Annotated in this window: 23 protein-coding genes; 16 read left to right on the top strand and 7 right to left on the bottom strand. The window is 69.6% G+C overall.

Translation table 11 applies throughout. The features are described 5' to 3' along the window. Window positions 1–47: 47 nt before the first annotated feature. Both murA and FHQ07_RS11825 read right to left on the bottom strand, forming a co-directional pair. Window positions 48–1,304, bottom strand: a complete 1,257-nt coding sequence (murA, locus tag FHQ07_RS11830; protein ID WP_139716998.1) for a UDP-N-acetylglucosamine 1-carboxyvinyltransferase — start codon at window positions 1,302–1,304, stop codon at window positions 48–50. Further along, window positions 1,304–1,537: a BolA family protein gene (locus tag FHQ07_RS11825; protein ID WP_139716997.1), complete on the bottom strand. Its 234-nt coding sequence runs from the start codon at window positions 1,535–1,537 to the stop codon at window positions 1,304–1,306. Before FHQ07_RS11825 ends, murA begins: the two co-directional genes overlap by 1 nt. Window positions 1,538–1,605: 68 nt before the next feature. Here FHQ07_RS11825 and FHQ07_RS11820 point away from each other — a divergent pair, with 68 nt between their 5' ends. From FHQ07_RS11820 to FHQ07_RS11755, 14 genes are all read left to right on the top strand, one after another. After that, a complete protein-coding gene (locus FHQ07_RS11820) occupies window positions 1,606–2,598 on the top strand; it encodes a KpsF/GutQ family sugar-phosphate isomerase (protein WP_425476915.1) in 993 nt (330 codons plus the stop codon). Window positions 2,599–2,603: 5 nt separating this feature from the next. Then, the gene (locus tag FHQ07_RS11815; protein WP_139718053.1) at window positions 2,604–3,143 is read left to right on the top strand and encodes a KdsC family phosphatase; all 540 of its coding nucleotides are present in this window, start codon (window positions 2,604–2,606) and stop codon (window positions 3,141–3,143) included. Between the two features lie 11 nt (window positions 3,144–3,154). After that, window positions 3,155–3,712 carry an LPS export ABC transporter periplasmic protein LptC gene (lptC, locus tag FHQ07_RS11810; protein ID WP_168191555.1) on the top strand — a complete coding sequence of 186 codons (558 nt, stop codon included), beginning with the start codon at window positions 3,155–3,157 and terminating at the stop codon, window positions 3,710–3,712. Continuing rightward, the gene (gene lptA / locus FHQ07_RS11805) at window positions 3,693–4,241 is read left to right on the top strand and encodes a lipopolysaccharide transport periplasmic protein LptA (protein WP_139716994.1); all 549 of its coding nucleotides are present in this window, start codon (window positions 3,693–3,695) and stop codon (window positions 4,239–4,241) included. The genes lptC and lptA overlap by 20 nt, the downstream gene beginning before the upstream one ends. Beyond that, on the top strand, window positions 4,241–4,960 hold the full coding sequence (gene lptB, locus FHQ07_RS11800; RefSeq protein ID WP_139716993.1) for an LPS export ABC transporter ATP-binding protein: 720 nt from the start codon (window positions 4,241–4,243) through the stop codon (window positions 4,958–4,960). The genes lptA and lptB overlap by 1 nt, the downstream gene beginning before the upstream one ends. An 82-nt stretch (window positions 4,961–5,042) precedes the next feature. Beyond that, window positions 5,043–6,485 (top strand): RNA polymerase factor sigma-54, encoded by a 1,443-nt coding sequence (locus FHQ07_RS11795; protein ID WP_139716992.1) that lies wholly within the window; start codon window positions 5,043–5,045, stop codon window positions 6,483–6,485. Between the two features lie 54 nt (window positions 6,486–6,539). Beyond that, complete coding sequence (gene hpf / locus FHQ07_RS11790; protein ID WP_139716991.1) at window positions 6,540–6,866, top strand: ribosome hibernation-promoting factor, HPF/YfiA family; 327 nt, start codon at window positions 6,540–6,542, stop codon at window positions 6,864–6,866. 29 nt (window positions 6,867–6,895) lie between these two features. Then, complete coding sequence (gene hprK, locus FHQ07_RS11785; protein ID WP_139716990.1) at window positions 6,896–7,849, top strand: HPr(Ser) kinase/phosphatase; 954 nt, start codon at window positions 6,896–6,898, stop codon at window positions 7,847–7,849. Continuing rightward, on the top strand, window positions 7,846–8,721 hold the full coding sequence (rapZ, locus tag FHQ07_RS11780; protein WP_139716989.1) for an RNase adapter RapZ: 876 nt from the start codon (window positions 7,846–7,848) through the stop codon (window positions 8,719–8,721). Before hprK ends, rapZ begins: the two co-directional genes overlap by 4 nt. A 42-nt stretch (window positions 8,722–8,763) precedes the next feature. Further along, complete coding sequence (locus FHQ07_RS11775) at window positions 8,764–9,156, top strand: PTS sugar transporter subunit IIA (RefSeq protein ID WP_139716988.1); 393 nt, start codon at window positions 8,764–8,766, stop codon at window positions 9,154–9,156. A gap of 39 nt (window positions 9,157–9,195) precedes the next feature. After that, window positions 9,196–9,465: an HPr family phosphocarrier protein gene (locus FHQ07_RS11770; protein ID WP_139716987.1), complete on the top strand. Its 270-nt coding sequence runs from the start codon at window positions 9,196–9,198 to the stop codon at window positions 9,463–9,465. Beyond that, complete coding sequence (gene ptsP / locus FHQ07_RS11765; RefSeq protein WP_139716986.1) at window positions 9,465–11,195, top strand: phosphoenolpyruvate--protein phosphotransferase; 1,731 nt, start codon at window positions 9,465–9,467, stop codon at window positions 11,193–11,195. The genes FHQ07_RS11770 and ptsP overlap by 1 nt, the downstream gene beginning before the upstream one ends. Before the next feature lie 116 nt (window positions 11,196–11,311). After that, complete coding sequence (mgtE, locus tag FHQ07_RS11760) at window positions 11,312–12,673, top strand: magnesium transporter (RefSeq protein WP_139716985.1); 1,362 nt, start codon at window positions 11,312–11,314, stop codon at window positions 12,671–12,673. A gap of 47 nt (window positions 12,674–12,720) precedes the next feature. After that, complete coding sequence (locus tag FHQ07_RS11755; RefSeq protein ID WP_139716984.1) at window positions 12,721–13,524, top strand: carboxylesterase family protein; 804 nt, start codon at window positions 12,721–12,723, stop codon at window positions 13,522–13,524. A 6-nt stretch (window positions 13,525–13,530) separates the two neighbouring features. On the opposite strand, the gene FHQ07_RS11750 is transcribed toward FHQ07_RS11755, so the two are convergent. The 5 genes from FHQ07_RS11750 to FHQ07_RS11730 form a co-directional block, all read right to left on the bottom strand. Further along, window positions 13,531–14,478 carry an aspartate carbamoyltransferase catalytic subunit gene (locus FHQ07_RS11750; protein ID WP_139716983.1) on the bottom strand — a complete coding sequence of 316 codons (948 nt, stop codon included), beginning with the start codon at window positions 14,476–14,478 and terminating at the stop codon, window positions 13,531–13,533. Next, entirely contained in the window at window positions 14,475–14,948 is a 474-nt protein-coding gene (gene ruvX / locus FHQ07_RS11745) for a Holliday junction resolvase RuvX (RefSeq protein ID WP_139716982.1), read from the bottom strand. The genes FHQ07_RS11750 and ruvX overlap by 4 nt, the downstream gene beginning before the upstream one ends. Next, complete coding sequence (locus tag FHQ07_RS11740) at window positions 14,945–15,511, bottom strand: YqgE/AlgH family protein (RefSeq protein ID WP_139716981.1); 567 nt, start codon at window positions 15,509–15,511, stop codon at window positions 14,945–14,947. The genes ruvX and FHQ07_RS11740 overlap by 4 nt, the downstream gene beginning before the upstream one ends. Before the next feature lie 62 nt (window positions 15,512–15,573). After that, the gene (locus tag FHQ07_RS11735; protein ID WP_139716980.1) at window positions 15,574–16,701 is read right to left on the bottom strand and encodes a PilT/PilU family type 4a pilus ATPase; all 1,128 of its coding nucleotides are present in this window, start codon (window positions 16,699–16,701) and stop codon (window positions 15,574–15,576) included. A gap of 36 nt (window positions 16,702–16,737) precedes the next feature. Next, entirely contained in the window at window positions 16,738–17,775 is a 1,038-nt protein-coding gene (locus FHQ07_RS11730; protein ID WP_139716979.1) for a type IV pilus twitching motility protein PilT, read from the bottom strand. 248 nt (window positions 17,776–18,023) lie between these two features. Here FHQ07_RS11730 and FHQ07_RS11725 point away from each other — a divergent pair, with 248 nt between their 5' ends. Then, on the top strand, window positions 18,024–18,734 hold the full coding sequence (locus tag FHQ07_RS11725) for a YggS family pyridoxal phosphate-dependent enzyme (protein WP_139716978.1): 711 nt from the start codon (window positions 18,024–18,026) through the stop codon (window positions 18,732–18,734). A gap of 2 nt (window positions 18,735–18,736) precedes the next feature. Then, window positions 18,737–19,555, top strand: coding sequence for a pyrroline-5-carboxylate reductase (gene proC / locus FHQ07_RS11720; RefSeq protein WP_139716977.1), 819 nt, complete (start codon window positions 18,737–18,739; stop codon window positions 19,553–19,555). Window positions 19,556–19,562 lie beyond the last annotated feature (7 nt).

The following is a 19,562-nucleotide window of genomic DNA, read 5'->3' as shown; positions in this document are numbered from 1 at the left end:
AAAAAGCCCCGCCAACGCGGGGCTTTTTTGTTGCGCGCGGGAAACGGTCAATCGACCCGGCGGATGCTCGCGCCCAATGCCGACAGCTTGGCCTCGATGTTCTCGTAGCCGCGGTCGAGGTGGTAGATGCGGTCGATGGCGGTATCGCCATCGGCCACCAGCCCGGCCAGGATCAGCGAGGCCGAGGCGCGCAGGTCGGTCGCCATCACCGGCGCGCCGCTGAGTTGCGCGACACCGCGCACCACCGCGGTATGCCCGTCGACGCGGATGTCCGCACCCAGGCGCAGCAGCTCGTTCACGTGCATGAAACGGTTCTCGAAGATCGTTTCGTTGATCACGCCCACGCCGTCGGCGATGCAGTTCATCGCCATGAACTGCGCCTGCATGTCGGTCGGGAAGGCCGGGTGCGGCGCGGTGGTGATGTTGACCGCACGCGGACGCTTGCCGTGCATGTCGAGGGTGATGCGGTCGCCGTCGATGTCGATCGTGGCGCCCGCTTCGCGAAGCTTGTCCAGTACCGCGTCCAGCGTGTCCGGGCGCGCATGGGTGGCGGTGACGCGGCCGCCGGTCATCGCCGCGGCGACCAGGAAGGTGCCGGTCTCGATGCGGTCGGCGACCACGGCATGGTCGCAGCCATGCAGCTTCTCCACGCCCTCGATGGTGATCTTGTGGGTGCCCGCGCCTTCGATTTTCGCGCCCATCGCGACCAGGCATTCGGCCAGGTCGACGATCTCCGGCTCCATCGCCGCGTTCTCGAGCACGGTGGTGCCTTCCGCCAGTGCCGCGGCCATCAGCACGTTCTCGGTGGCGCCGACGCTGACCATCTCGAACACATGGCGCGCGCCTTTCAGGCGGCCGTCGACCCGCGCCTTGATGAAGCCGTGGTCGACCGTGATCTCCGCGCCCAGCGCCTGCAGGCCCTTGATGTGCAGGTCGACCGGCCGCGAACCGATCGCGCAGCCGCCCGGCAGCGAGACCTCGGCATCGCCGTATTTCGCCAGCAGCGGACCCAGCACCAGCACCGAGGCGCGCATGGTCTTCACCAGTTCGTACGGCGCGACATGGCTGTCAACGCTGCGCGGATCGACGGTCATCGCGTCGCCTTCGTGCTGCACGCCTGCGCCCAGGCCGGCCAGCAGCTTGGCGGTGGTCAGCACGTCGTGCAGGCGCGGCACGTTGGTGATCCGCACCGGCGCGTCGGCCAGCAAGGTGGCGCACAGGATCGGCAGCACCGCGTTCTTGGCGCCGGAAATGCGGACTTCGCCGGTCAGGCGCGCGCCGCCGGTGACGAGGATCTTCTGCATCAGGCGGCCGCCTCTTCCGGGGTTTGGGTACGCAACTGCAGGGCATGGATCTCGCCGCCCATCTTCTCGCCCAGGGTGGCGTAGACCATCCGGTGCCTGGCCAGCGGCAGCTTGCCGGCGAACGCCGCGCAGACCACGGTGGCCTCGAAGTGGACGCCATCGTCGCCCTGCACCTCGGCGCGGGCGCCGGGCAGGCCGGTTTCGATCATCTGGCGGATGGTGTCGGCGTTCATGGGCGGGCAGGCGGACTCGCGTAAACTGAATGAGCCAGTCTAACGAACATTCCCGGAAAAGACGCCTCGTGCCCCAAGCCTTGCCCGCCAGCGATTTCGACTTCGCCGCCAGCGGCCAGCGCGTGTTCGAGATCGAACGCGACGGCCTGTCCGCGGTCGCCGCGCGGATCGATGGCGCGTTCAGCGCCGCCTGCCGGGCGATCCTGGCCTGCCGCGGCCGGGTGGTCTGCTCCGGCATGGGCAAGTCCGGCCACGTGGCGCGCAAGATCGCCGCGACCCTGGCGTCGACCGGCACCCCGGCGTTCTACGTGCACCCGGGCGAGGCCGCGCACGGCGATCTCGGCATGGTGACGGACGCCGACATCGTGCTGGCGCTGTCCTATTCCGGCGAAAGCGACGAATTGCTGACCCTGTTGCCGGCGTTGAAGCGGCAGGGCAACGCGATCATCGCGATGACCGGCCGCGAACACTCCACCCTCGCTCGCGAAGCCGACATCCACCTCGACGTCAGCGTGCCGGCCGAGGCCTGCCCGCTGGCGCTGGCGCCGACCTCCAGCACCACCGCCAGCCTGGCGATGGGCGATGCGCTGGCGGTCGCCTTGCTGGAAGCCCGCGGCTTCACCAGCGAGGACTTCGCCCGCTCGCACCCGGCCGGCGCGCTCGGCCGCCGCCTGCTGCTGCACATCACCGACGTGATGCATGCCGGCGACGACGTGCCGCGGATCGGCCCCGAGGCCAGCATCAGCGAAGCGCTGGTCGAGATGAGCCGCAAGCGGCTGGGCATGACCGCGATCGTCGACGGCGACGGCCGCCTGCTCGGCCTGTACACCGACGGCGACCTGCGCCGCAGCCTGGACGACGACGCGATCGACCTGCGCAGCACCCGCATCGATGCGGTCATGACCCGCGCCCCGCGCACCATCGATGCCGATGCGCTGGCGGTGGAAGCCGCGCAGCTGATGGAAGCGCACAAGATCAATGCGCTGCTGGTGCTCGACGCGGATCGCCGGGTCGTCGGCGCGCTGAACATCCACGACCTGCTACGCGCGCGGGTGGTCTGATGACGATGCCGACCTATCCGGCCGAAGTGCTCGAACGCGCGGCGAAGATCAAGCTGATCGGCTTCGATGTCGACGGCACCCTGACCGACGCGCGGCTCGATTACGGCACCGACGGCAACGAGGCCAAGGGCTTCCACGTGCAGGACGGCATGGGCTTCACCCTGCTCCGCCATGCCGGCATCGTGATCGCGCTGGTCACCGCGCGGATCAGCCCGGTGGTGGAACGGCGCGGCCGCGAACTGCAGGTTCCGCACGTCCACACCGGCGAGCGCAGCAAGCTGGCCTGCATGCAGCGCATCGCCGGCGAGATGGGCATCGGCATGGACGAGGTCGCGTTCATGGGCGACGACCTGCCGGACCTGGCGACCCTGCGCGGCGTCGGCCTGGCCATCGCGCCGGCCAATGCGCACCATTGGGTGCTGCCGGCCGTGCACTGGGTCACCCCGCGCAACGGCGGCGAAGGCGCGGCGCGCGACGCCTGCGACCTGTTGTTGCAGGCGCAGGGCAGGGTCGAGGCGATCCTGGCCCATGGGGAGCATCCCTGATGGGCTCCGCGATGAGCTGGCGCACCGGCCTCACCCTGGTCCTCCTGCTTGCCGCCATCGCCTGCGGATGGTCGGTCTGGACCTTCTCCGGCGCTGGCGCGCAGAGCACCGCAACGACGCGTTCGGACTACGTGCTGCACGACTACGAACTCGTCTCGCTGGATTCGCAGGGCAAGGAATCCTTCACCCTGCGCGGCCCGCGCCTGCAGCGCGACCCGGGCGCCAAGTCGATGAGCCTGGAAACGCCGCTGTTCCTGGTGCCGGACCGCAACGGCGCCTACTGGGACGTGCGCGCGCAGCGCGGGCTGGTGCCGGACGACGGCAAGCAGTTGCAGCTGCGCGGCCGGGTGATCGCCACCAGCCCGGCGCAGGTGCCGCCGCCGACCCGGATCGAGACCGAACAGCTGAACCTTTTCCCCAGCGAGAACCGCGCAAGCTCGCCGGCCGCGGTCACCATCACCCGCCCCGGCCTTACAATGCGCGGCCGCGGCCTGCAGGCGGATTTCGATCGCCAGCAGGTCTCCCTCCTCTCCGACGTGCACACCCGATATGTCCCGACGCCCCGCTGAGCTCGCGGCCGCCGTGCTGGCCCTGTTCGCTGCCGCCTTCGCGGCCGGCGCCGGCGCGCGCACTTCCGACCGCAACCAGCCGATGGACATCGAGGCCGCGCACAGCACCTGCAGCCTCGGCGCCAACGACAGCTGCACCCTGACCGGCAACGTGACCATGACCCAGGGCAGCCTGAGCATCGTCGCGGCCAAGGCCATCATCGAACAGAGCGGCGGCGATCCCAGCCGCGCCCTGCTCAGCGGCGGCGTGACCCTGCGCCAGACCCTGGACGACGGCAACCAGATCAACGCCACCGCCAGCAACATCGACTACGACCTCAAGACCGAAGTGGTGGTGTTCACCGGCAACGTCGAGATCCGCCAGCTGCGCGGCACCCTCAACGGCCAGCGGGTGGTCTACAACATGAAGACCAACCAGGTCGAAAGCGGCGGCAGCGGCAACGGCCGGGTCAAGATGCGGATCCTGCCGAAGAGCGCCCAAGCGAAGCCGGCGCAGGCGCAGCCGGCCCCGGCCAAGGGTTCGAACTGATGCTGGTCGCCCAGGGCCTGCGCAAGCGCTACAAGTCGCGCGAGGTCGTCCGCGATTTCGGCCTGACCCTGGAGGCCGGCGAAGTGGTCGGCCTGCTCGGCCCCAACGGCGCCGGCAAGACCACCTGCTTCTACATGATCGTCGGCCTGGTGCCGGCCGATGCCGGCAGCATCGTGCTGGACGGCACCGACATCACCGACGAGCCGATGTACGCGCGCGCCAAGCGCGGGGTCGGCTACCTGCCGCAGGAACCCTCGGTGTTCCGCAAGCTCAGCGTGGCCGACAACATCAGGCTGGTGCTGGAACTGCGCGAAGACCTCGACGACGACGGCCGCGAACGCGAGCTGGAAGGGCTGCTCGACGAACTGCAGATCGGCCATGTCGCCGAGCAGCTCGGCGCCAGCCTGTCCGGCGGCGAACGGCGGCGGGTGGAGATCGCCCGCGCACTCGCGGGCAAGCCGCGCATGATCCTGCTCGACGAACCCTTCGCCGGCGTCGACCCGATCTCGGTCAACGAGATCCAGCGCATCGTCACCCACCTCAAGGACCGCGGGATCGGCGTGCTGATCACCGACCACAACGTCCGCGAGACCCTGGGCATCTGCGACCGCGCCTACATCCTCGCCGACGGCGCGGTGCTGGCGCAGGGCGCACCGGATGCGCTGCTGGAGAACCCGGACGTGCGCCGGGTCTACCTGGGCGACACCTTCCGGCTCTGAGCGCCGCGGCATGCCCGGCCGTTTCGCGCGTCGCGCGCCGATAACGGTTTTTTATCGGCATCCGGATATATCCTGAGCGCGGATGAAGCCGCGCCTATCCCCCGGGCTGCACCAGCAACTGATCCTGACGCCGCAACTGCGTCAGGCGATCCGGCTGTTGCAGCTGTCCACCGTCGAGCTCGAGGCCGAGATCGCCGAGGCGGTGGCCAGCAACCCGCTGCTGGACTGGGCCGAAGCCGGCGAGGCCGGCCCCGCGGACGCCCACGAAGTGCGCGATGCCGACGGCATCCCGGATGCCTCCGTGCACGAGCGCGAACACGCGGACGAGCGCGCCGACGAACACTGGGATCGCGAAGGCGAACCCTGGCAGGAACGGATCGGCCCCGCCTCCGATGGCGAGGACGATTTCGCCGGCCCCGGCGAGCGAGCGGCAGGGGCGGAAACCCTGCGCGACCACCTGCTGTGGCAATTGCACCTCGGCCACTTCAGCCAGCGCGACCTCGGCATCGGCGTGGCCCTGGTCGACGCCATCGACGAGGACGGCTACCTGCGCGACGGGCTCGATGCGATCTGCGCCGGCCTGCGGCCGGAGATCGATGCCAGCCTCGATGAGGTGCTGCAGGTGCTGCATCGGATCCAGCAATTCGACCCGGTCGGGGTCGGCGCGCGCGACCTGGGCGAATGCCTGCGCCTGCAATTGCGCGCGCTCGCCGAGGACACCCCGGGCCGCGGGCTGGCGATGGCGGTGACCGCCGGCACGTTGGCGCGGCTGCCGAAGATCGGCATCGACGGCCTCTGCCACGAGCTCGATTGCAGGCGCGACGAAGCCGAGGAAGCCGTGCAATTGCTGCGCAGCCTGGACCCGCGTCCCGGCGCGCAGCACGGCGAATTGCCGGCCGGCACCTACGTGACGCCGGATTGCGTGATCTGGCGCCAGCAGGGGCTGTGGCGGGTGGCATTGGCCGCCGGCGCGACCCCGCGCATCACCATCCAGCGCGACTACGAACAGATGATCCGCCACGCCGGCGCCGCAGACGCGGACTACCTGCGCGGCCGCCTGCAGGAGGCGCGCTGGCTGCTGAAGGGCCTGGAGTCGCGCGCGGACACCCTGCTCCGCGTGGTCCGTTGCCTGGTGCGCGAACAGGCCGGCTTCCTCGAATTCGGCGCGCAGGCCCTGCATCCGTTGACCCTGCGCAGCATCGCGACCGAACTCGGCCTGCACGAATCCACGGTCTCGCGCGCGATCGCCCGCAAGTACGTGCGCACGCCGCGCGGCACCATCCCGCTGCGCGATTTCTTCGCCTCCGGGATCGAGACCGAAGGCGGCGGCAGCGCGTCCAGCACCGCGATCCAGGACATGATCCGCAAGCTGGTCGAGGCCGAGGATCCGCGCAAGCCGCTGTCCGATGCGCGCCTCGCCGACACCCTGAAATCCGGCGGCGTGCCGGTGGCGCGGCGCACCGTCGCGAAGTATCGTGAAGCCCTGCATATCCCCGCCTCGCACGAACGCGTGCGGATCGGCTAGCAATCGCAACAAGCCCGCTCCGCTCAGGGAGCACACACGTAGAAGGAGGTCCAGATGCAAATCGAAACCCATGGCCAGCAGATCGACGTCACCCCGGCCCTGCGCGACTACGTGGAAACCCGCTTCGAACGACTCGCGCGGCATTTCGAGCACCCTTGCCAGATCCGCGTGCAGCTGGGCCTGGACAAGCCGGAGCACAAGGCCGAAGCCACCATGAACCTGTCCGGCCGCACCCTGCACGCCGACGCCAACGGCCAGGACATGTACGCCGCCATCGACCTGCTGGCCGACAAGCTCGACCGCCTGCTGATGAAGCAGAAGGAACGCATGGTCGACCACCATCGCGGCGAGGGCATCGCCCAGAGCGGCGTGCTCGGCTGACCCTTGCAGCCGCGGCGCAGGCCCACCACGTGAACGCCGCCCGCATCACCGCCGCGGAACTGTTCGAACAGCAATCCGAGCGCCTGGAGCTGCGCTGGCTCGCGGGCCAGCGCAGCGCCTCCGCGCGCGTGCTGGAGGCGGTGGAAACCGTGGCGCGGCGCCCGTCGCTGGCCGGCTACCTCAACATCATCTATCCGAACAAGGTGCAGATCCTCGGTACCGAGGAACTCGCCTGGCTGGACGGGCTGGATTCGCGCCAGCGCTGGGAAACGATCCAGAAGATCATCGACTTCCGTCCGCTGGCGGTGGTGATCAGCAAGAACCAGTCGTGCCCGGAAGACCTGCGCATCGCCGCCGAGGAAAGCGATACCCCGCTGTGGAGTTCGCCGCGGCGCGGGCACGAACTGCTCAACCACCTGCAGTACAAGCTGGCGCGCACGCTGGCGCCGCGGGTCACCCTGCACGGCGTGTTCATGGAGATCTATTCGATCGGCGTGCTGATCACCGGCGAATCCGGCTCCGGCAAGAGCGAACTCGCGCTGGAACTGGTGACGCGCGGGCACCGGCTGGTCGCCGACGACGCGCCCGAGTTCACCCAGATCGCCCCCGACGTGCTCGACGGCGCCTGCCCGGAACTGCTGCAGGACATGCTGGAGCTGCGCGGGCTGGGCGTGCTCAACATCCGCCAGATGTTCGGCGACACCGCGGTCAAGCGGAACAAGTACCTGCGCATGATCGTGCACCTCAGCAAGCCGTCGCTGGAGGCCAAGCCCGGCGGGATGGAACGCCTGACCGGCGACATCGGCAGCCGCCGCCTGCTCGACCTCGACGTGCCGATGATCACCCTGCCGGTGATGGCCGGCCGCAACCTCGCGGTGCTGACCGAAGCGGCCACCCGCATGCACCTGCTGCGCAGCAAGGGCGTGGATCCGGCCGCGGCGTTCATGGCCCGCCATAGCCATTTCCTGGAGCGTTCGCAGTGACCGCGCAGGCCAATGCCGCGCCGCCGCTGGTCATCGTCAGCGGCATGTCCGGCTCCGGCAAGTCGGTGGCGCTGAACACCTTCGAGGATCTCGGCTACTACTGCGTCGACAACCTGCCGGCGGAACTGTTGCCGGAATTCGTGCGCCGCATCCTGGCCGGCGACAATGCGCCGGAGAAGATCGCGGTCGGGATCGACGCGCGCAGCCTGGGCGACCTCGCCGACGTGCCCGAGGCGCTGTCGCAGGTCGGGGCACAGGGCCTCGACCCGAAACTGCTGTTCTTCGATACCCGCGACGACGTGCTGCTGCGCCGCTACGCGGACACCCGCCGCCGGCATCCGCTCAGCCACCTCGGCCTGGTGCTGGCCGACGCGATCTCGCTGGAGCGGCAGGCGCTGAAGCCGTTGCGCCGGATCGCCGACCACGTGCTCGACACCAGCGACCTCAACATCCACCAGATGCGCCGCCACATCCTGACCCAGTACGGGCTCAGCGGCGCCGGACTGTCCCTGCTGTTCGAGTCGTTCGCCTACCGGCGCGGGCTGCCGCCGGAAGCCGATTTCGTGTTCGATGCGCGGGTGCTGCCCAATCCGCACTGGGATGCGCGCCTGCGGCCGCTGTCCGGCCGCGATGCCGGCGTCCGCGACTACCTGGAGGCGCAGGCGGAAGTCGCGGCCTACGTGGCGCAGGTGCAGGGCTTCCTCGACGCCTGGCTGCCCAAGCTGCGTTCGGAAACCCGCAGCTACGTGACCGTCGCCTTCGGCTGCAGCGGCGGCCGCCATCGTTCCGTGTACCTGGCCGAACGCCTGGCCCGGCACTGCCGCGAAACCGGCTGGGCGGAAGTGGCCGTGCACCACCGCGAATTGGACTAGCGGCGCTTCCGCAGCGTCGTACCCGTCTGTTAACTTGCAGGCATGTCCGTCGGCATCCTGCTCGTCACCCATGAAGGCATCGGCAACGCGTTGCTCGCGGTGGCCACCCGCCTGCTGCGCAAGCTGCCGCTGGCGTCCGAGGCCTTCGAGGTGCCGTTCGACGGCGACATCGACGCCTTGCTGCCGCGGGCCAGCGCCGCGTTGCGCCGGGTCGACGGCGGCCAGGGCGTGCTGGTGCTGACCGACCTGTACGGCGCCACGCCCAGCAACATCGCCGCCCGCCTCGCCCGCCTCGGCACCCCGGTGCGCCGGGTGTCCGCGCTGAGCCTGCCGATGCTGCTGCGGGTGATGAACTATGCCGACCTCGACCTCGACGAATTGCCGGCGGTCGCCGCCGCCGGCGCGCGCAACGGGGCCATCACCGATGACGCATGACATGACCATGCCGCCGCCGACCGCCATGAGGGCCATGCCGTGATCCAGCGCGACCTGACCATCATCAACCGCCTCGGCTTGCACGCGCGCGCCACCGCCAAGCTGGTGCAGCTGCTGTCCACCTTCCGCTGCCAGGCCACGCTGGAAGCGCGCGGCCGCGAGGTCAACGCCAAGAGCATCATGGGCGTGATGCTGCTCGCCGCCGGCACCGGTTCCACCGTGGTGCTGCGGGTGGATGGCGAAGACGAACAGGCCGCCGCCGACGCGGTTGCGGCGCTGTTCGAACGCCGTTTCGACGAGGACAGCTGATGACGCGGCACGTCCTGTCCGGCACCGCCGCCGCCCGCGGCAGCGCACTCGGACGGGCACGCGTCCGCCTGCCGCACGCACTCGACGTCGCCGAGACCCGCATCGCGGCCGACGAAGTCGAGGCCGAGCTCGAACGCATCCATGCCGCAGTGGAAACCGTGCGCGAGGAAATGCGCGCCCTGCGCGAACGCCTGCACGGCGCGCTGGCCCACGAAGTCGGCGAATTCCTCGACCTGCATGCGCTGCTGCTGGACGATCCCGAGCTGCTGCAGGGCATCGACAGCCTGATCCGCACCGGCCTGTATTCCGCCGACTACGCCCTGCGCCTGCAACGCGACCGCATCGCCGCCGTGTTCGACGGCATCGACGATGCCTACCTGCGCAGCCGCATCGACGACATCGACCAGGTGATCGGCCGCCTGCATGCCGCCCTGCACCGCAGCGAGGCCGAACTGCAGGGCGTCGCCGGCGAGATCCTGGTCACCGACAACATCGCCCCGACCGAACTCGCGCAGCTGCAGGCGCAGGGCGTGGTGGGCGTGGTCACCGCCGCCGGCAGCGCGCTCTCGCACAGCGCGATCCTGGCCCGCAGCCTGCACCTGCCGCTGGTGGTCGGCGCCGCGCAGGCCTTGCTGAAGGTCAACGACGGCGACGTGCTGGTGATCGACGGCGGCACCGGCCTGGTGGTGCTGGAGCCGGATGCCGACGACCTGCGCGCGCACCGACAGCGCAGCGACGAGGCCAAGCGCGAGCGCAAGCAGCTCAACCGCCTGCGCCGCGAGCCCAGCCGCACCCTGGACGGCACCGACATCAAGCTGTGGGCGAACGCGGAATCGCGCGAGGACGTGGCCGAGGCGCATGCGCTGGGCGCGGCCGGCGTGGGCCTGTACCGCACCGAATTCCTGTTCATGGGCAGCCGCGAGATCCCGGACGAGGACACCCAGTTCCGCGCCTACCGCGATGCCGTGCTCGGCATGACCGGGCGCACGGTGACCATCCGCACCCTCGACCTCGGCGCCGACAAGGCCGACAAGACCGGCCTCGCATTGCGCGACGAACCCAACCCCGCGCTCGGCCTGCGCGGCGTGCGCCTGTCGCTGGCCCGCGACGGCCTGCTGCACACGCAGCTGCGGGCGATCGCGCGCGCGTCCGGCTATGGCCCGGTGCGCGTGCTGGTGCCGATGATCAGCGGCGCCGAGGAGATGCGCACGGTGCGCGCGATGCTGCGCACGGCGCTGGCCGAAGTGCGTCGCGAGGGCCACGAGGTGGCCGCGCAACTGCCGCTGGGCGCGATGATCGAGGTGCCGTCGGCGGCGCTGTCGTTGTCGGGCTTCATCGGCGCCTGCGATTTCCTTTCCATCGGCACCAACGACCTGGTGCAGTACCTGCTCGCCGCCGACCGCAACAACGAGGCGCTGGGCGAGTTGTACACGCCGCTGCATCCCGCCTTGCTGCGCCTGCTGCGCGACGTGGTGCGCATCGCGCAACGGCGCGGGCGGCCGGTGGCGGTCTGCGGGGAAATCGCCGGCGATGCCGCCTTCGTGCCGCTGCTGCTCGCGCTCGGCCTGACCGAACTCAGCCTGCACCCGGCCACGCTGCTTGAAGTGCGGCGCGCGATCCGCAGCTGCGACCTGTCCGGCTTGCGCAACGAAGCCCGGGCGCTGCTGCGGGCCCGCGACCGCGCCGGCATCGAACGCTGGCTGTCGGCGAATACGCAAGCGATGCCTTGACCGGCGCACGGGGTGGGCATCCATCGCCGCGCAGGCGATAATGCGCGGACTATGAACACCTGAGCCGGCCGCGCCCCCGTGGTGCGACGTTCCCCACCGCACTTCGGAAGCCTGCCATGGCCGAAGCCGTCCGCCACGACAAGACCGCGCGCCAGCTGCGTCTGCTTTCGGACGCGCTCGACAGCGGCCGTCTGGGCCCGGTGCGGCGGCTGGTCAACACGCTGTCGCCCGCGGAGATCGGCAACCTGCTGGAATCGCTGCCGCCGGGCAAGCGCACCGTGGTGTGGGGCCTGGTCGATCCCGAGGACGACGGCGAGGTGCTGGTGCATGTCGGCGACGAGGTGCGCGAAGGCCTGATCGCGGACATGGATCCGGACGAGCTGGTCGCCGCGGTCGAGGACCTCGACATCGACGATCTCGCCGACCTGGTCGAGGACCTGCCGGACACGGTGATCGACGAAGTCCTGAAGTCGATGGACCGCGAGAACCGCGAGCGCCTCGAACAAGTGCTGTCGTACGACGAGGACAGCGCCGGCCGCCTGATGAACCCGGACGTGGTGACGGTGCGCGCCGACACCACGGTGGACGTGGTGCTGCGCTACCTGCGCCTGCGCGGCGAACTGCCCGAGCACACCGACCACATCTACGTGGTCAGCAAGCGCCACCAGTACCTCGGCCGCATCGCCCTGCAGGCGCTGCTCACCCACGAGCCCTCGACCCCGATCAACCGCCTGCTCGACGACGAGCAGCCCGCGATCGGCGTCGACGAGACTTCGGAGATGGTCGCGCGCCAGTTCTCCGACCACGACTGGATTTCCGCGCCGGTCGTCGACGACAACAACATCCTGCTCGGCCGCATCACCATCGACGACGTGGTCGACATCATCCGCGAGCAGGCCGAGCACCAGGCCCTCGGCGCGGCCGGCCTGGACGAGGACGAGGACCTGTTCTCGCCGGTGCGGCGCGCGTTCCGCAACCGCCTGATCTGGCTGGGCGTGAACCTGGGCACCGCGTTCCTGGCGGCATCGGTGGTGGACCGCTTCGCCGGTTCGATCGAGAAGCTGGCCGCGCTGGCGGTGCTGATGCCGATCGTCGCCGGGATGGGCGGCAACGCCGGCACCCAGGTGCTGGCGCTGATGGTGCGCGGCCTGGCGCTGGGCCAGATCGGCGCGTCCAACGTGCCGACCCTGGTGTGGAAGGAAGTGCGGGTGGCGCTGATCAACGGCCTGGCCCTGGGCGCGGTGCTCGGCATCGTGGTGCTGCTGTGGTTCCGCAGCCCGGCGCTGGCGGCGGTGATCGCGATCGCATTGACCTGCAACCTCTGTTTCGCCGCACTCGGCGGCGTGTTCGTGCCGGTCACGCTGAAGCGCATGGGCTTCGATCCGGCACTCGCCGGCGGCGTGATCCTGACCACCATCACCGACGTGATGGGCTTCCTGACCTTCCTCGGGCTGGCGACACTGGTGCTGTTGCGCTGATCCGGGCGCGGTGCGCTAATGCAGGCCACCGGTCACGGAGTCACGCGATGCAGGCGCAACCGAGGTTCTTCGCGGCCCTGTCGGCGGCATTCGCCAGCCTGCTGCTGTCCGCCTGCATGACCCTGCCGGATCGCGCCAGCGGGGCCTTCGTCGAACGCAGCCTCGACATCGATGGTGCACCCCATCGCTACCAGGTGTTCGTGCCCGCCACCAAGGCCGGCGGTCGCAAGCCGCCGGTGATCGTGTTCCTGCACGGCTCCGGCGAACGCGGCGACGATGGCGCGAAACCGACCGCAGTCGGCATCGGTCCGTACATCCGTGCGCACCGGGACACCTTCCCCGCCATCGTGGTGTTCCCGCAAGCGCCGGAGAACAGCGAGTGGAGCGGCAACCTCGACCTCGTGTTCGCCACGCTCGATGCCGCCAGCCGCGAATTCCACGGCGATGCGGCGCGCACCTATCTCAGCGGGCTGTCGATGGGCGGTTATGGCGTGTGGGATGTCGCCCTGCGCGCACCCGATCGCTTCGCCGCGCTCGCGCCGGTCTGCGGCGCGGTCAAGCAACCGCGCGAAGAACGCGACACCCTGTTCGTCGCCGCGGTCGCCCGCGAAGCCGATCCGTATGCGGCCATCGCGCAACGCCTGCGCAAGGTTCCGGTATGGATCTTCCACGGCGCGAAGGACGACCTGGTCCCGCCCGAGGACGACCGTCGATTGATCGCGGCGTTCCGCGCCACGAACGCGCCGGATGCGCGCTACACCGAATTCCCGGATGCCAACCACAACAGCTGGGACCCGGCGTATTCGCAGACGCCGGAGTTCTGGACCTGGCTGTTCGCGCAGAAGCGCTGAGCCGGATCAGCCGAGCAAGGCTTCCAGCACCGCCATCCGCACCGCCACCCCGTTGGCGACCTGGCGCAACACCCGCGACTGCGCGCCGTCGGCGACTTCGCTGGTGATCTCGATGCCGCGGTTCATCGGCCCCGGATGCATCACGATCGCATCCGGCGACGCGCGGCGCAGGCGCGCCGCATCGAGGCCGTAGTCGCGGTGGTAATCCTCCAGCGAGGCCACCAGGCCTTCGGCCATGCGTTCGCGTTGCAGGCGCAGCATCATCGCCGCGTCCACCCCTTCGATCATCGCGTCGAAATCATCGCCGACGATGCAACCGTCCAGCGTACCGTCGTCCGGCAGCAGCGACGCCGGGCCGCAGACGCGGATCTCGCCACAACCCAGCGCGCGCAATGCGTGCAGGTCGGAACGCGCCACCCGCGAATGCTTCACGTCGCCGACGATCACCACCTTGAGCTTCGAGAAATCGTCGCCCTTGGCCTGGCGCAGGGTCAGCATGTCGAGCAGGCCCTGGGTGGGATGGTTGCTGCGGCCGTCGCCGGCGTTGAGCAGCACCGTGCCCGGCTGCGCTGCATCCGCCAGTTCGGCGACCGCGCCGTCGCGCTTGTGACGCACCACGAAGGCGTGCACGCCCATCGCTTCCAGCGTCTTCAGCGTGTCGAGGTCGGCCTCGCCCTTGGTGGTCGATGCGGTCGACGCATCGAAATTCAGCAGGTCGGCGCCGAGCCGCTGCGCCGCCAGCGAGAAACTGGAACGGGTGCGCGTGGATGGCTCGAAGAACAGCGTGCAGACCGCCTTGCCCGCCAGCGCGGCGCGCTGCGCGGTGCCGCCGTAGGCGTCCGCCGTCAGTTCCTGCGCGCGCACCAGCAGGCGTTCGAGCGTCGCGCGCGGCAGGCCGTCAAGCGTGAGCAGATGGCGCAATTTGCCGCCGTCGAATTGCCGCGTCGTCGTCATGGGATCACCGTTGCATCCTGCGGCGCGGCGATCCAGCGTTCGACGATGATCGCCGCCGCCACCGCGTCCAATAATTCGGCATCGCGACGCTTGCGCTTGCCGTCCGCGCGATCCTCGGCGAAGCGGCGCGCGGCCTCCTGCGAACTGTTGCGTTCGTCGACCATCGCCACCGGCAGCCCGGTGCGCTCGCGCAACTCGCGGGCGAAGGCCTGGGCGAACTTGCGGATCGGCTGGTCGCCGCCGTCCAGGCCCATCGGATCGCCGACCACCAGGCCATCCGGCCGCCATTCGCGGCGCAGCGCTTCGATCCGGTTCCAGTCGGGGCCGGCGGGATGCACGTCCACTACTGCCACGGCGCGCGCGCCGCTGCCCAGCGCACTGCCCACCGCCACGCCGATCCGGCGCGCGCCCACGTCGAAACCGAGCACCGTGCCATCCGCACGGATCGCCTGGGCGACGGATTCGCTCATGCGTGCCCGCTGTGGCTGGCGTAATTGACCAGGTCCACGCCGATGCTGCCGGCCGCGGCCTGCCAACGCTGCTCCAGCGGCAGCTCGAACAGCACCTCGCGGCGGTTCGGCACCATCAGCCAGCTGTCGTCGACCAGTTCCTGTTCCAGCTGGCCCGCGCCCCAGCCGGCGCAACCGAGCGCAACCACCGCCTGCGCCGGGCCGTCGCCGCGCGCCATCGCCTCCAGCACGTCGCGCGAGGTGGTCAGGTACAGCCCGCCGCCGACCGCCAGCGAGGAATCCCATTCGTGGCCGCCGTCGTGCAGGACGAAGCCGCGTTCCGGATGCACCGGCCCGCCGGCCAGCACGACCTGCGATTGCAGGGCGTCGCTGTCGCTGGCGATGCCCATCTGCTGCAGCACCTCGCCGAGGGTGTATTCGGAGGCGCGGTTGACCACCACGCCCATCGCGCCGTCGCCGTCGTGCTGGCAGACCAGCGCGACCGAGCGGGCGAAATGCGGGTCGTGCAGCGACGGCAACGCCACCAGCAAATGGTTGGACAACAGCGAAGACTCGATCGGCATGCCCGCGATTCTAGCGAGGCATGCCGGATGGCGCACGCCGGCGCCATCGGACGGGGCGCGCCTCAGCGCGCTTCGGCGACCTCGACCCCATCCAGGCCCTGGGCCAGCGTGGAGGCGTCGCCGCCCTGCGCCAGCTTGATCCGCAGGCGCACCTCGTTGGCGGAGTCGGCGTAGCGCAGTGCATCCTCGTAGCTGATCTCGCCGGCCTGGTACAGCTCGAACAGGCTCTGGTCGAAGGTCTTCATGCCCAGCTGCACGGATTCCTTCATCACTTCCTTCAGCTTGTGGATCTCGCCGTCGCGGATGTAGTCCTGCACCAGCGGCGTGCCGAGCATGATCTCCATCGCCACCCGGCGGCCCTTGCCGTCCGGGGTCGGGATCAGCTGCTGCGCGACCACGCCCTTCAGGTTCAGCGACATGTCCATCAGCAGCTGGTTGCGGCGGTCCTCGGGGAAGAAGTTGATGATGCGGTCCATCGCCTGGTTGGCGTTGTTCGCATGCAGGGTGCACAGCACCAGGTGGCCGGTTTCGGCGAAGGCGATCGCATGGTCCATGCCCTCGCGGGTGCGCACCTCGCCGATCATGATCACGTCCGGCGCCTGGCGCAGGGTGTTCTTCAGCGCGTTCTCCCAGCTGTCGGTGTCGATGCCGACCTCGCGCTGGGTGATGATGCAGCCGTCGTGCTTGTGCACGAACTCGATCGGATCCTCGATGGTGATGATGTGGCCGGTGCTGTTCTGGTTGCGGTAGCCGATCATCGCCGCCAGCGAGGTCGACTTGCCGGTGCCGGTGGCGCCGACGAAGATGATGATGCCGCGCTTGGTCATCGCCAGCGTCTTGATCACCGGCGGCAGGTTCAGCTCCTCGACGGTCGGGATGCGGGTCTCGATCCGGCGCAGCACCATGCCGACCTGGTTGCGCTGGTAGAAGCAGCTGACGCGGAAGCGGCCGACGCCGGACACGCCGATCGCGAAGTTGCACTCGTGGGTCTTCTCGAATTCCTCGCGCTGCTGCGGCGTCATCACGTTCAGCACCAGGTCCTTGGACTGCTGCGGCGTGAGCGGGGCCTGGGTGATCGGCGAAATCTTGCCGTGCACCTTCATCGACGGCGGCATGCCCGCCGTGATGAACAGGTCCGACGCCTTCTGGTGCGCCATCAGCTTGAGGAATGAGGTGAAGTCGATGCTCATGGCGGTGCTCCTGTGGTCGATGCGGCCGGTGTCGTCTTACTCGAACAGGCGCTTGTCCTTGGCATATTCGCGCGCTTGCTGCTTGGGCACCATGCCGCGCTTGACCAGGTCCTGCAGGTGCTGGTCCAGCGTCATCATGCCGGCGTTCTGCCCGGTCTGGATCGCCGAATACATCTGCGCCACCTTGTCCTCGCGGATCAGGTTGCGGATCGCCGGGGTGCCGACCATGATCTCCCACGCCGCGGTGCGGCCGCCGCCGACCTTCTTCAGCAAGGCCTGCGAGATCACCGCGCGCAGCGACTCGGAGAGCATGGAACGCACCATCGGCTTCTCGCCGGCGGGGAACACGTCGATGATGCGGTCGATGGTCTTGGCCGCGCTCGAGGTGTGCAGGGTGGCGAACACCAGGTGGCCGGTTTCCGCCGCGGTCAACGCCAGGCGGATGGTTTCCAGGTCGCGCAACTCGCCGACCAGGATGATGTCCGGGTCTTCGCGCAAGGCCGAACGCAGGGCCTCGTTGAAGCCGTGGGTGTCCTTGTGCACTTCGCGCTGGTTGATCAGGCATTTCTGCGAGGTGTGCACGAACTCGATCGGATCCTCGACCGAGAGGATGTGCCCGTATTCGCTCTTGTTGATGTGGTCGATCATCGCCGCCAGCGTGGTCGACTTGCCGGAACCGGTCGGCCCGGTCACCAGGATCAGGCCCTGCGGCTGCTCGATCAGTTCCTTGAAGATGCGCGGGCAGCCCAGGTCTTCCAGGGTCAGCACCTGCGAGGGAATGGTGCGGAACACCGCGCCGGCGCCGCGGTTCTGGTTGAACGCGTTGACGCGGAAGCGCGCCAGGCCGGGGATCTCGAACGAGAAGTCGACTTCGAGGAATTCCTCGTAGTCGCGACGCTGCTTGTCCGACATGATGTCGTAGACCAGCGCGTGCACCTGCTTGTGGTCGAACGCCGGGATGTTGATGCGGCGCACGTCGCCATCGACGCGGATCATCGGCGGCAAGCCCGCCGACAGATGCAGGTCCGATGCCTTGTTCTTGACCGAAAACGCCAGTAGCTCAGCGATATCCATGGTGGCACTACTCCCCGTGGTGCGCGGCACTCCCCTGCCGCGCGAGTCGTCGTTACCGCATCGGGGCGGTCCTGCCCCGTCGCGACGCTTCGAGTCCCGGGCCATGCCCGTCCTCGCGTGCCAGCACCCCGACGCCGTAGCGGCGGAGCCCGGCGGGCGCAGCTTCCCTGCAGCGCCCTTGCGCCCGCTGTCGCAAAACAGGGGGCCTTGGGCAGTATATGCCTCCCGCAGGAACCGACAATCACCCCATGAACCAGCCGCCACTGCAGCGTTGTCGCGAAGCCCATGCCGGCATCCTGCTTGCTCTGGACAACGCAAGCCATGCGGCCAACCGGCCAGATCCGGTCCGCCTGCTGGCGGTGTCGAAGACCCGCACCGCCGCGGAAGTCGCCGCGCTGGCCGAAACGGGCCAGCGTGCGTTCGGCGAGAACTACGTGCAGGAAGCCCTGCCCAAGGTCGAAGCCCTGCGCGAGCTCGGCCTCGAATGGCACCTGATCGGCCACCTGCAGTCGAACAAGGCGGATGCCGCCGCGCGCAGCTTCGACTGGGTGCAGTCGCTGGACCGGCCCAGGCTGGTCGCCGTCCTCGCCCGCCATCGCCCCGCCGGCCTGCCGCCGCTGAACGTGCTGCTGCAGGTCAACATCGACGACGAGGCCAGCAAGCACGGCTGCGCGCCCGCCGATGTCGCCGCGCTGGCCGATGCGGTGGCCGCCGAACCGCGGCTGCGGTTGCGCGGGCTGATGGCGATCCCGGCGCCGCACGCGGACATCGCGCGCCGCCGCGAGGCCTTCCGCGCGATGCGCGCGCTGTTCGATGCGCTGCAAGCGCGGCATCCCGGCATCGACACGCTGTCGATGGGCATGAGCGAAGACTACGTGCCCGCGATCGAGGAAGGTGCGACCATGGTGCGCATCGGCAGCGCCCTGTTCGGCGCACGCCCGGCCAAGACGGACTTGTGACGATGAACGACAGCATCGCCTTCATCGGCGGCGGCAACATGGCGCGCAGCCTGATCGGCGGCCTGGTCGCGCAGGGCCGGGATCCGGCCACGATCCGCGTCGCCGAACCGGTGCCCGCGCTGCGCGACGCGCTCGCCGCCGACTTCGGCGTGACTGTCTTCGCGGACGGCGCGCAGGCCATCGCCGGCGCATCGGCCTGGGTCTTCGCGACCAAGCCGCAGGTGCTGCGCAGCGTGTGCGAATCGCTGGCCGCGCAGGCGCAGGCGATGCGGCCGCTGGTGGTCTCGATCGCCGCCGGGATCACCGCCGCGCAGCTGGAACGCTGGCTGGGCGGGGATACCGCCGTGGTGCGGACGATGCCGAACACGCCCGCCCTGCTCGGCGCCGGGGTCACCGGCCTGTATGCCAGCGATCGCGTCGATGCCGCCGGCCGCGCCTTCGCCGAAGCGCTGCTTTCGGCCGCCGGCAACACCGTCTGGATCGACGACGAAGCGCTGATGGACGCGGTGACCGCGGTCTCCGGCAGCGGCCCGGCCTATGTCTTCCTGCTGGCCGAGGCGATGATCGGGGCCGGCATCGGCGAAGGACTGCCGGCGGATGCCGCACGCACGCTGGCGCTGCAGACCGTGCTCGGCGCGGCGCGGATGCTGACCGAATCCGACGTCGATGCCGCCGAACTGCGCCGCCGGGTCACCTCGCCGAACGGCACCACCCAGGCCGCGATCGAAACCTTCGAGGCCGGCGGTTTCCGCACGCTGGTCGCCGAGGCCATCCATGCCGCGCGCCTGCGCGGCGCCGCATTGTCCGCGGCCAACGACTGACCGGGAG

Origin of the sequence: Thermomonas aquatica (assembly GCF_006337105.1) — a bacterium.
Classification (GTDB): Bacteria; Pseudomonadota; Gammaproteobacteria; order Xanthomonadales; family Xanthomonadaceae; genus Thermomonas; species Thermomonas aquatica.
This window is presented reverse-complemented; position numbering and strand designations above follow the sequence as displayed.

Excerpts from the sequence above, each read along its gene's own strand:
- murA (WP_139716998.1), bottom strand. The coding sequence starts at position 1,304 with ATGCAGAAGATCCTCGTCACCGGCGGCGCGCGCCTGACCGGCGAAGTC.
- FHQ07_RS11825 (WP_139716997.1), bottom strand. The coding sequence starts at position 1,537 with ATGAACGCCGACACCATCCGCCAGATGATCGAAACCGGCCTGCCCGGC.
- FHQ07_RS11815 (WP_139718053.1), top strand. The coding sequence starts at position 2,604 with ATGCCGACCTATCCGGCCGAAGTGCTCGAACGCGCGGCGAAGATCAAG.
- lptC (WP_168191555.1), top strand. The coding sequence starts at position 3,155 with ATGAGCTGGCGCACCGGCCTCACCCTGGTCCTCCTGCTTGCCGCCATC.
- lptA (WP_139716994.1), top strand. The coding sequence starts at position 3,693 with ATGTCCCGACGCCCCGCTGAGCTCGCGGCCGCCGTGCTGGCCCTGTTC.
- lptB (WP_139716993.1), top strand. The coding sequence starts at position 4,241 with ATGCTGGTCGCCCAGGGCCTGCGCAAGCGCTACAAGTCGCGCGAGGTC.
- FHQ07_RS11795 (WP_139716992.1), top strand. The coding sequence starts at position 5,043 with ATGAAGCCGCGCCTATCCCCCGGGCTGCACCAGCAACTGATCCTGACG.
- hpf (WP_139716991.1), top strand. The coding sequence starts at position 6,540 with ATGCAAATCGAAACCCATGGCCAGCAGATCGACGTCACCCCGGCCCTG.
- FHQ07_RS11775 (WP_139716988.1), top strand. The coding sequence starts at position 8,764 with ATGTCCGTCGGCATCCTGCTCGTCACCCATGAAGGCATCGGCAACGCG.
- ptsP (WP_139716986.1), top strand. The coding sequence starts at position 9,465 with ATGACGCGGCACGTCCTGTCCGGCACCGCCGCCGCCCGCGGCAGCGCA.
- mgtE (WP_139716985.1), top strand. The coding sequence starts at position 11,312 with ATGGCCGAAGCCGTCCGCCACGACAAGACCGCGCGCCAGCTGCGTCTG.
- FHQ07_RS11755 (WP_139716984.1), top strand. The coding sequence starts at position 12,721 with ATGCAGGCGCAACCGAGGTTCTTCGCGGCCCTGTCGGCGGCATTCGCC.
- FHQ07_RS11750 (WP_139716983.1), bottom strand. The coding sequence starts at position 14,478 with ATGACGACGACGCGGCAATTCGACGGCGGCAAATTGCGCCATCTGCTC.
- ruvX (WP_139716982.1), bottom strand. The coding sequence starts at position 14,948 with ATGAGCGAATCCGTCGCCCAGGCGATCCGTGCGGATGGCACGGTGCTC.
- FHQ07_RS11740 (WP_139716981.1), bottom strand. The coding sequence starts at position 15,511 with ATGCCGATCGAGTCTTCGCTGTTGTCCAACCATTTGCTGGTGGCGTTG.
- FHQ07_RS11735 (WP_139716980.1), bottom strand. The coding sequence starts at position 16,701 with ATGAGCATCGACTTCACCTCATTCCTCAAGCTGATGGCGCACCAGAAG.
- FHQ07_RS11730 (WP_139716979.1), bottom strand. The coding sequence starts at position 17,775 with ATGGATATCGCTGAGCTACTGGCGTTTTCGGTCAAGAACAAGGCATCG.
- FHQ07_RS11725 (WP_139716978.1), top strand. The coding sequence starts at position 18,024 with ATGAACCAGCCGCCACTGCAGCGTTGTCGCGAAGCCCATGCCGGCATC.
- proC (WP_139716977.1), top strand. The coding sequence starts at position 18,737 with ATGAACGACAGCATCGCCTTCATCGGCGGCGGCAACATGGCGCGCAGC.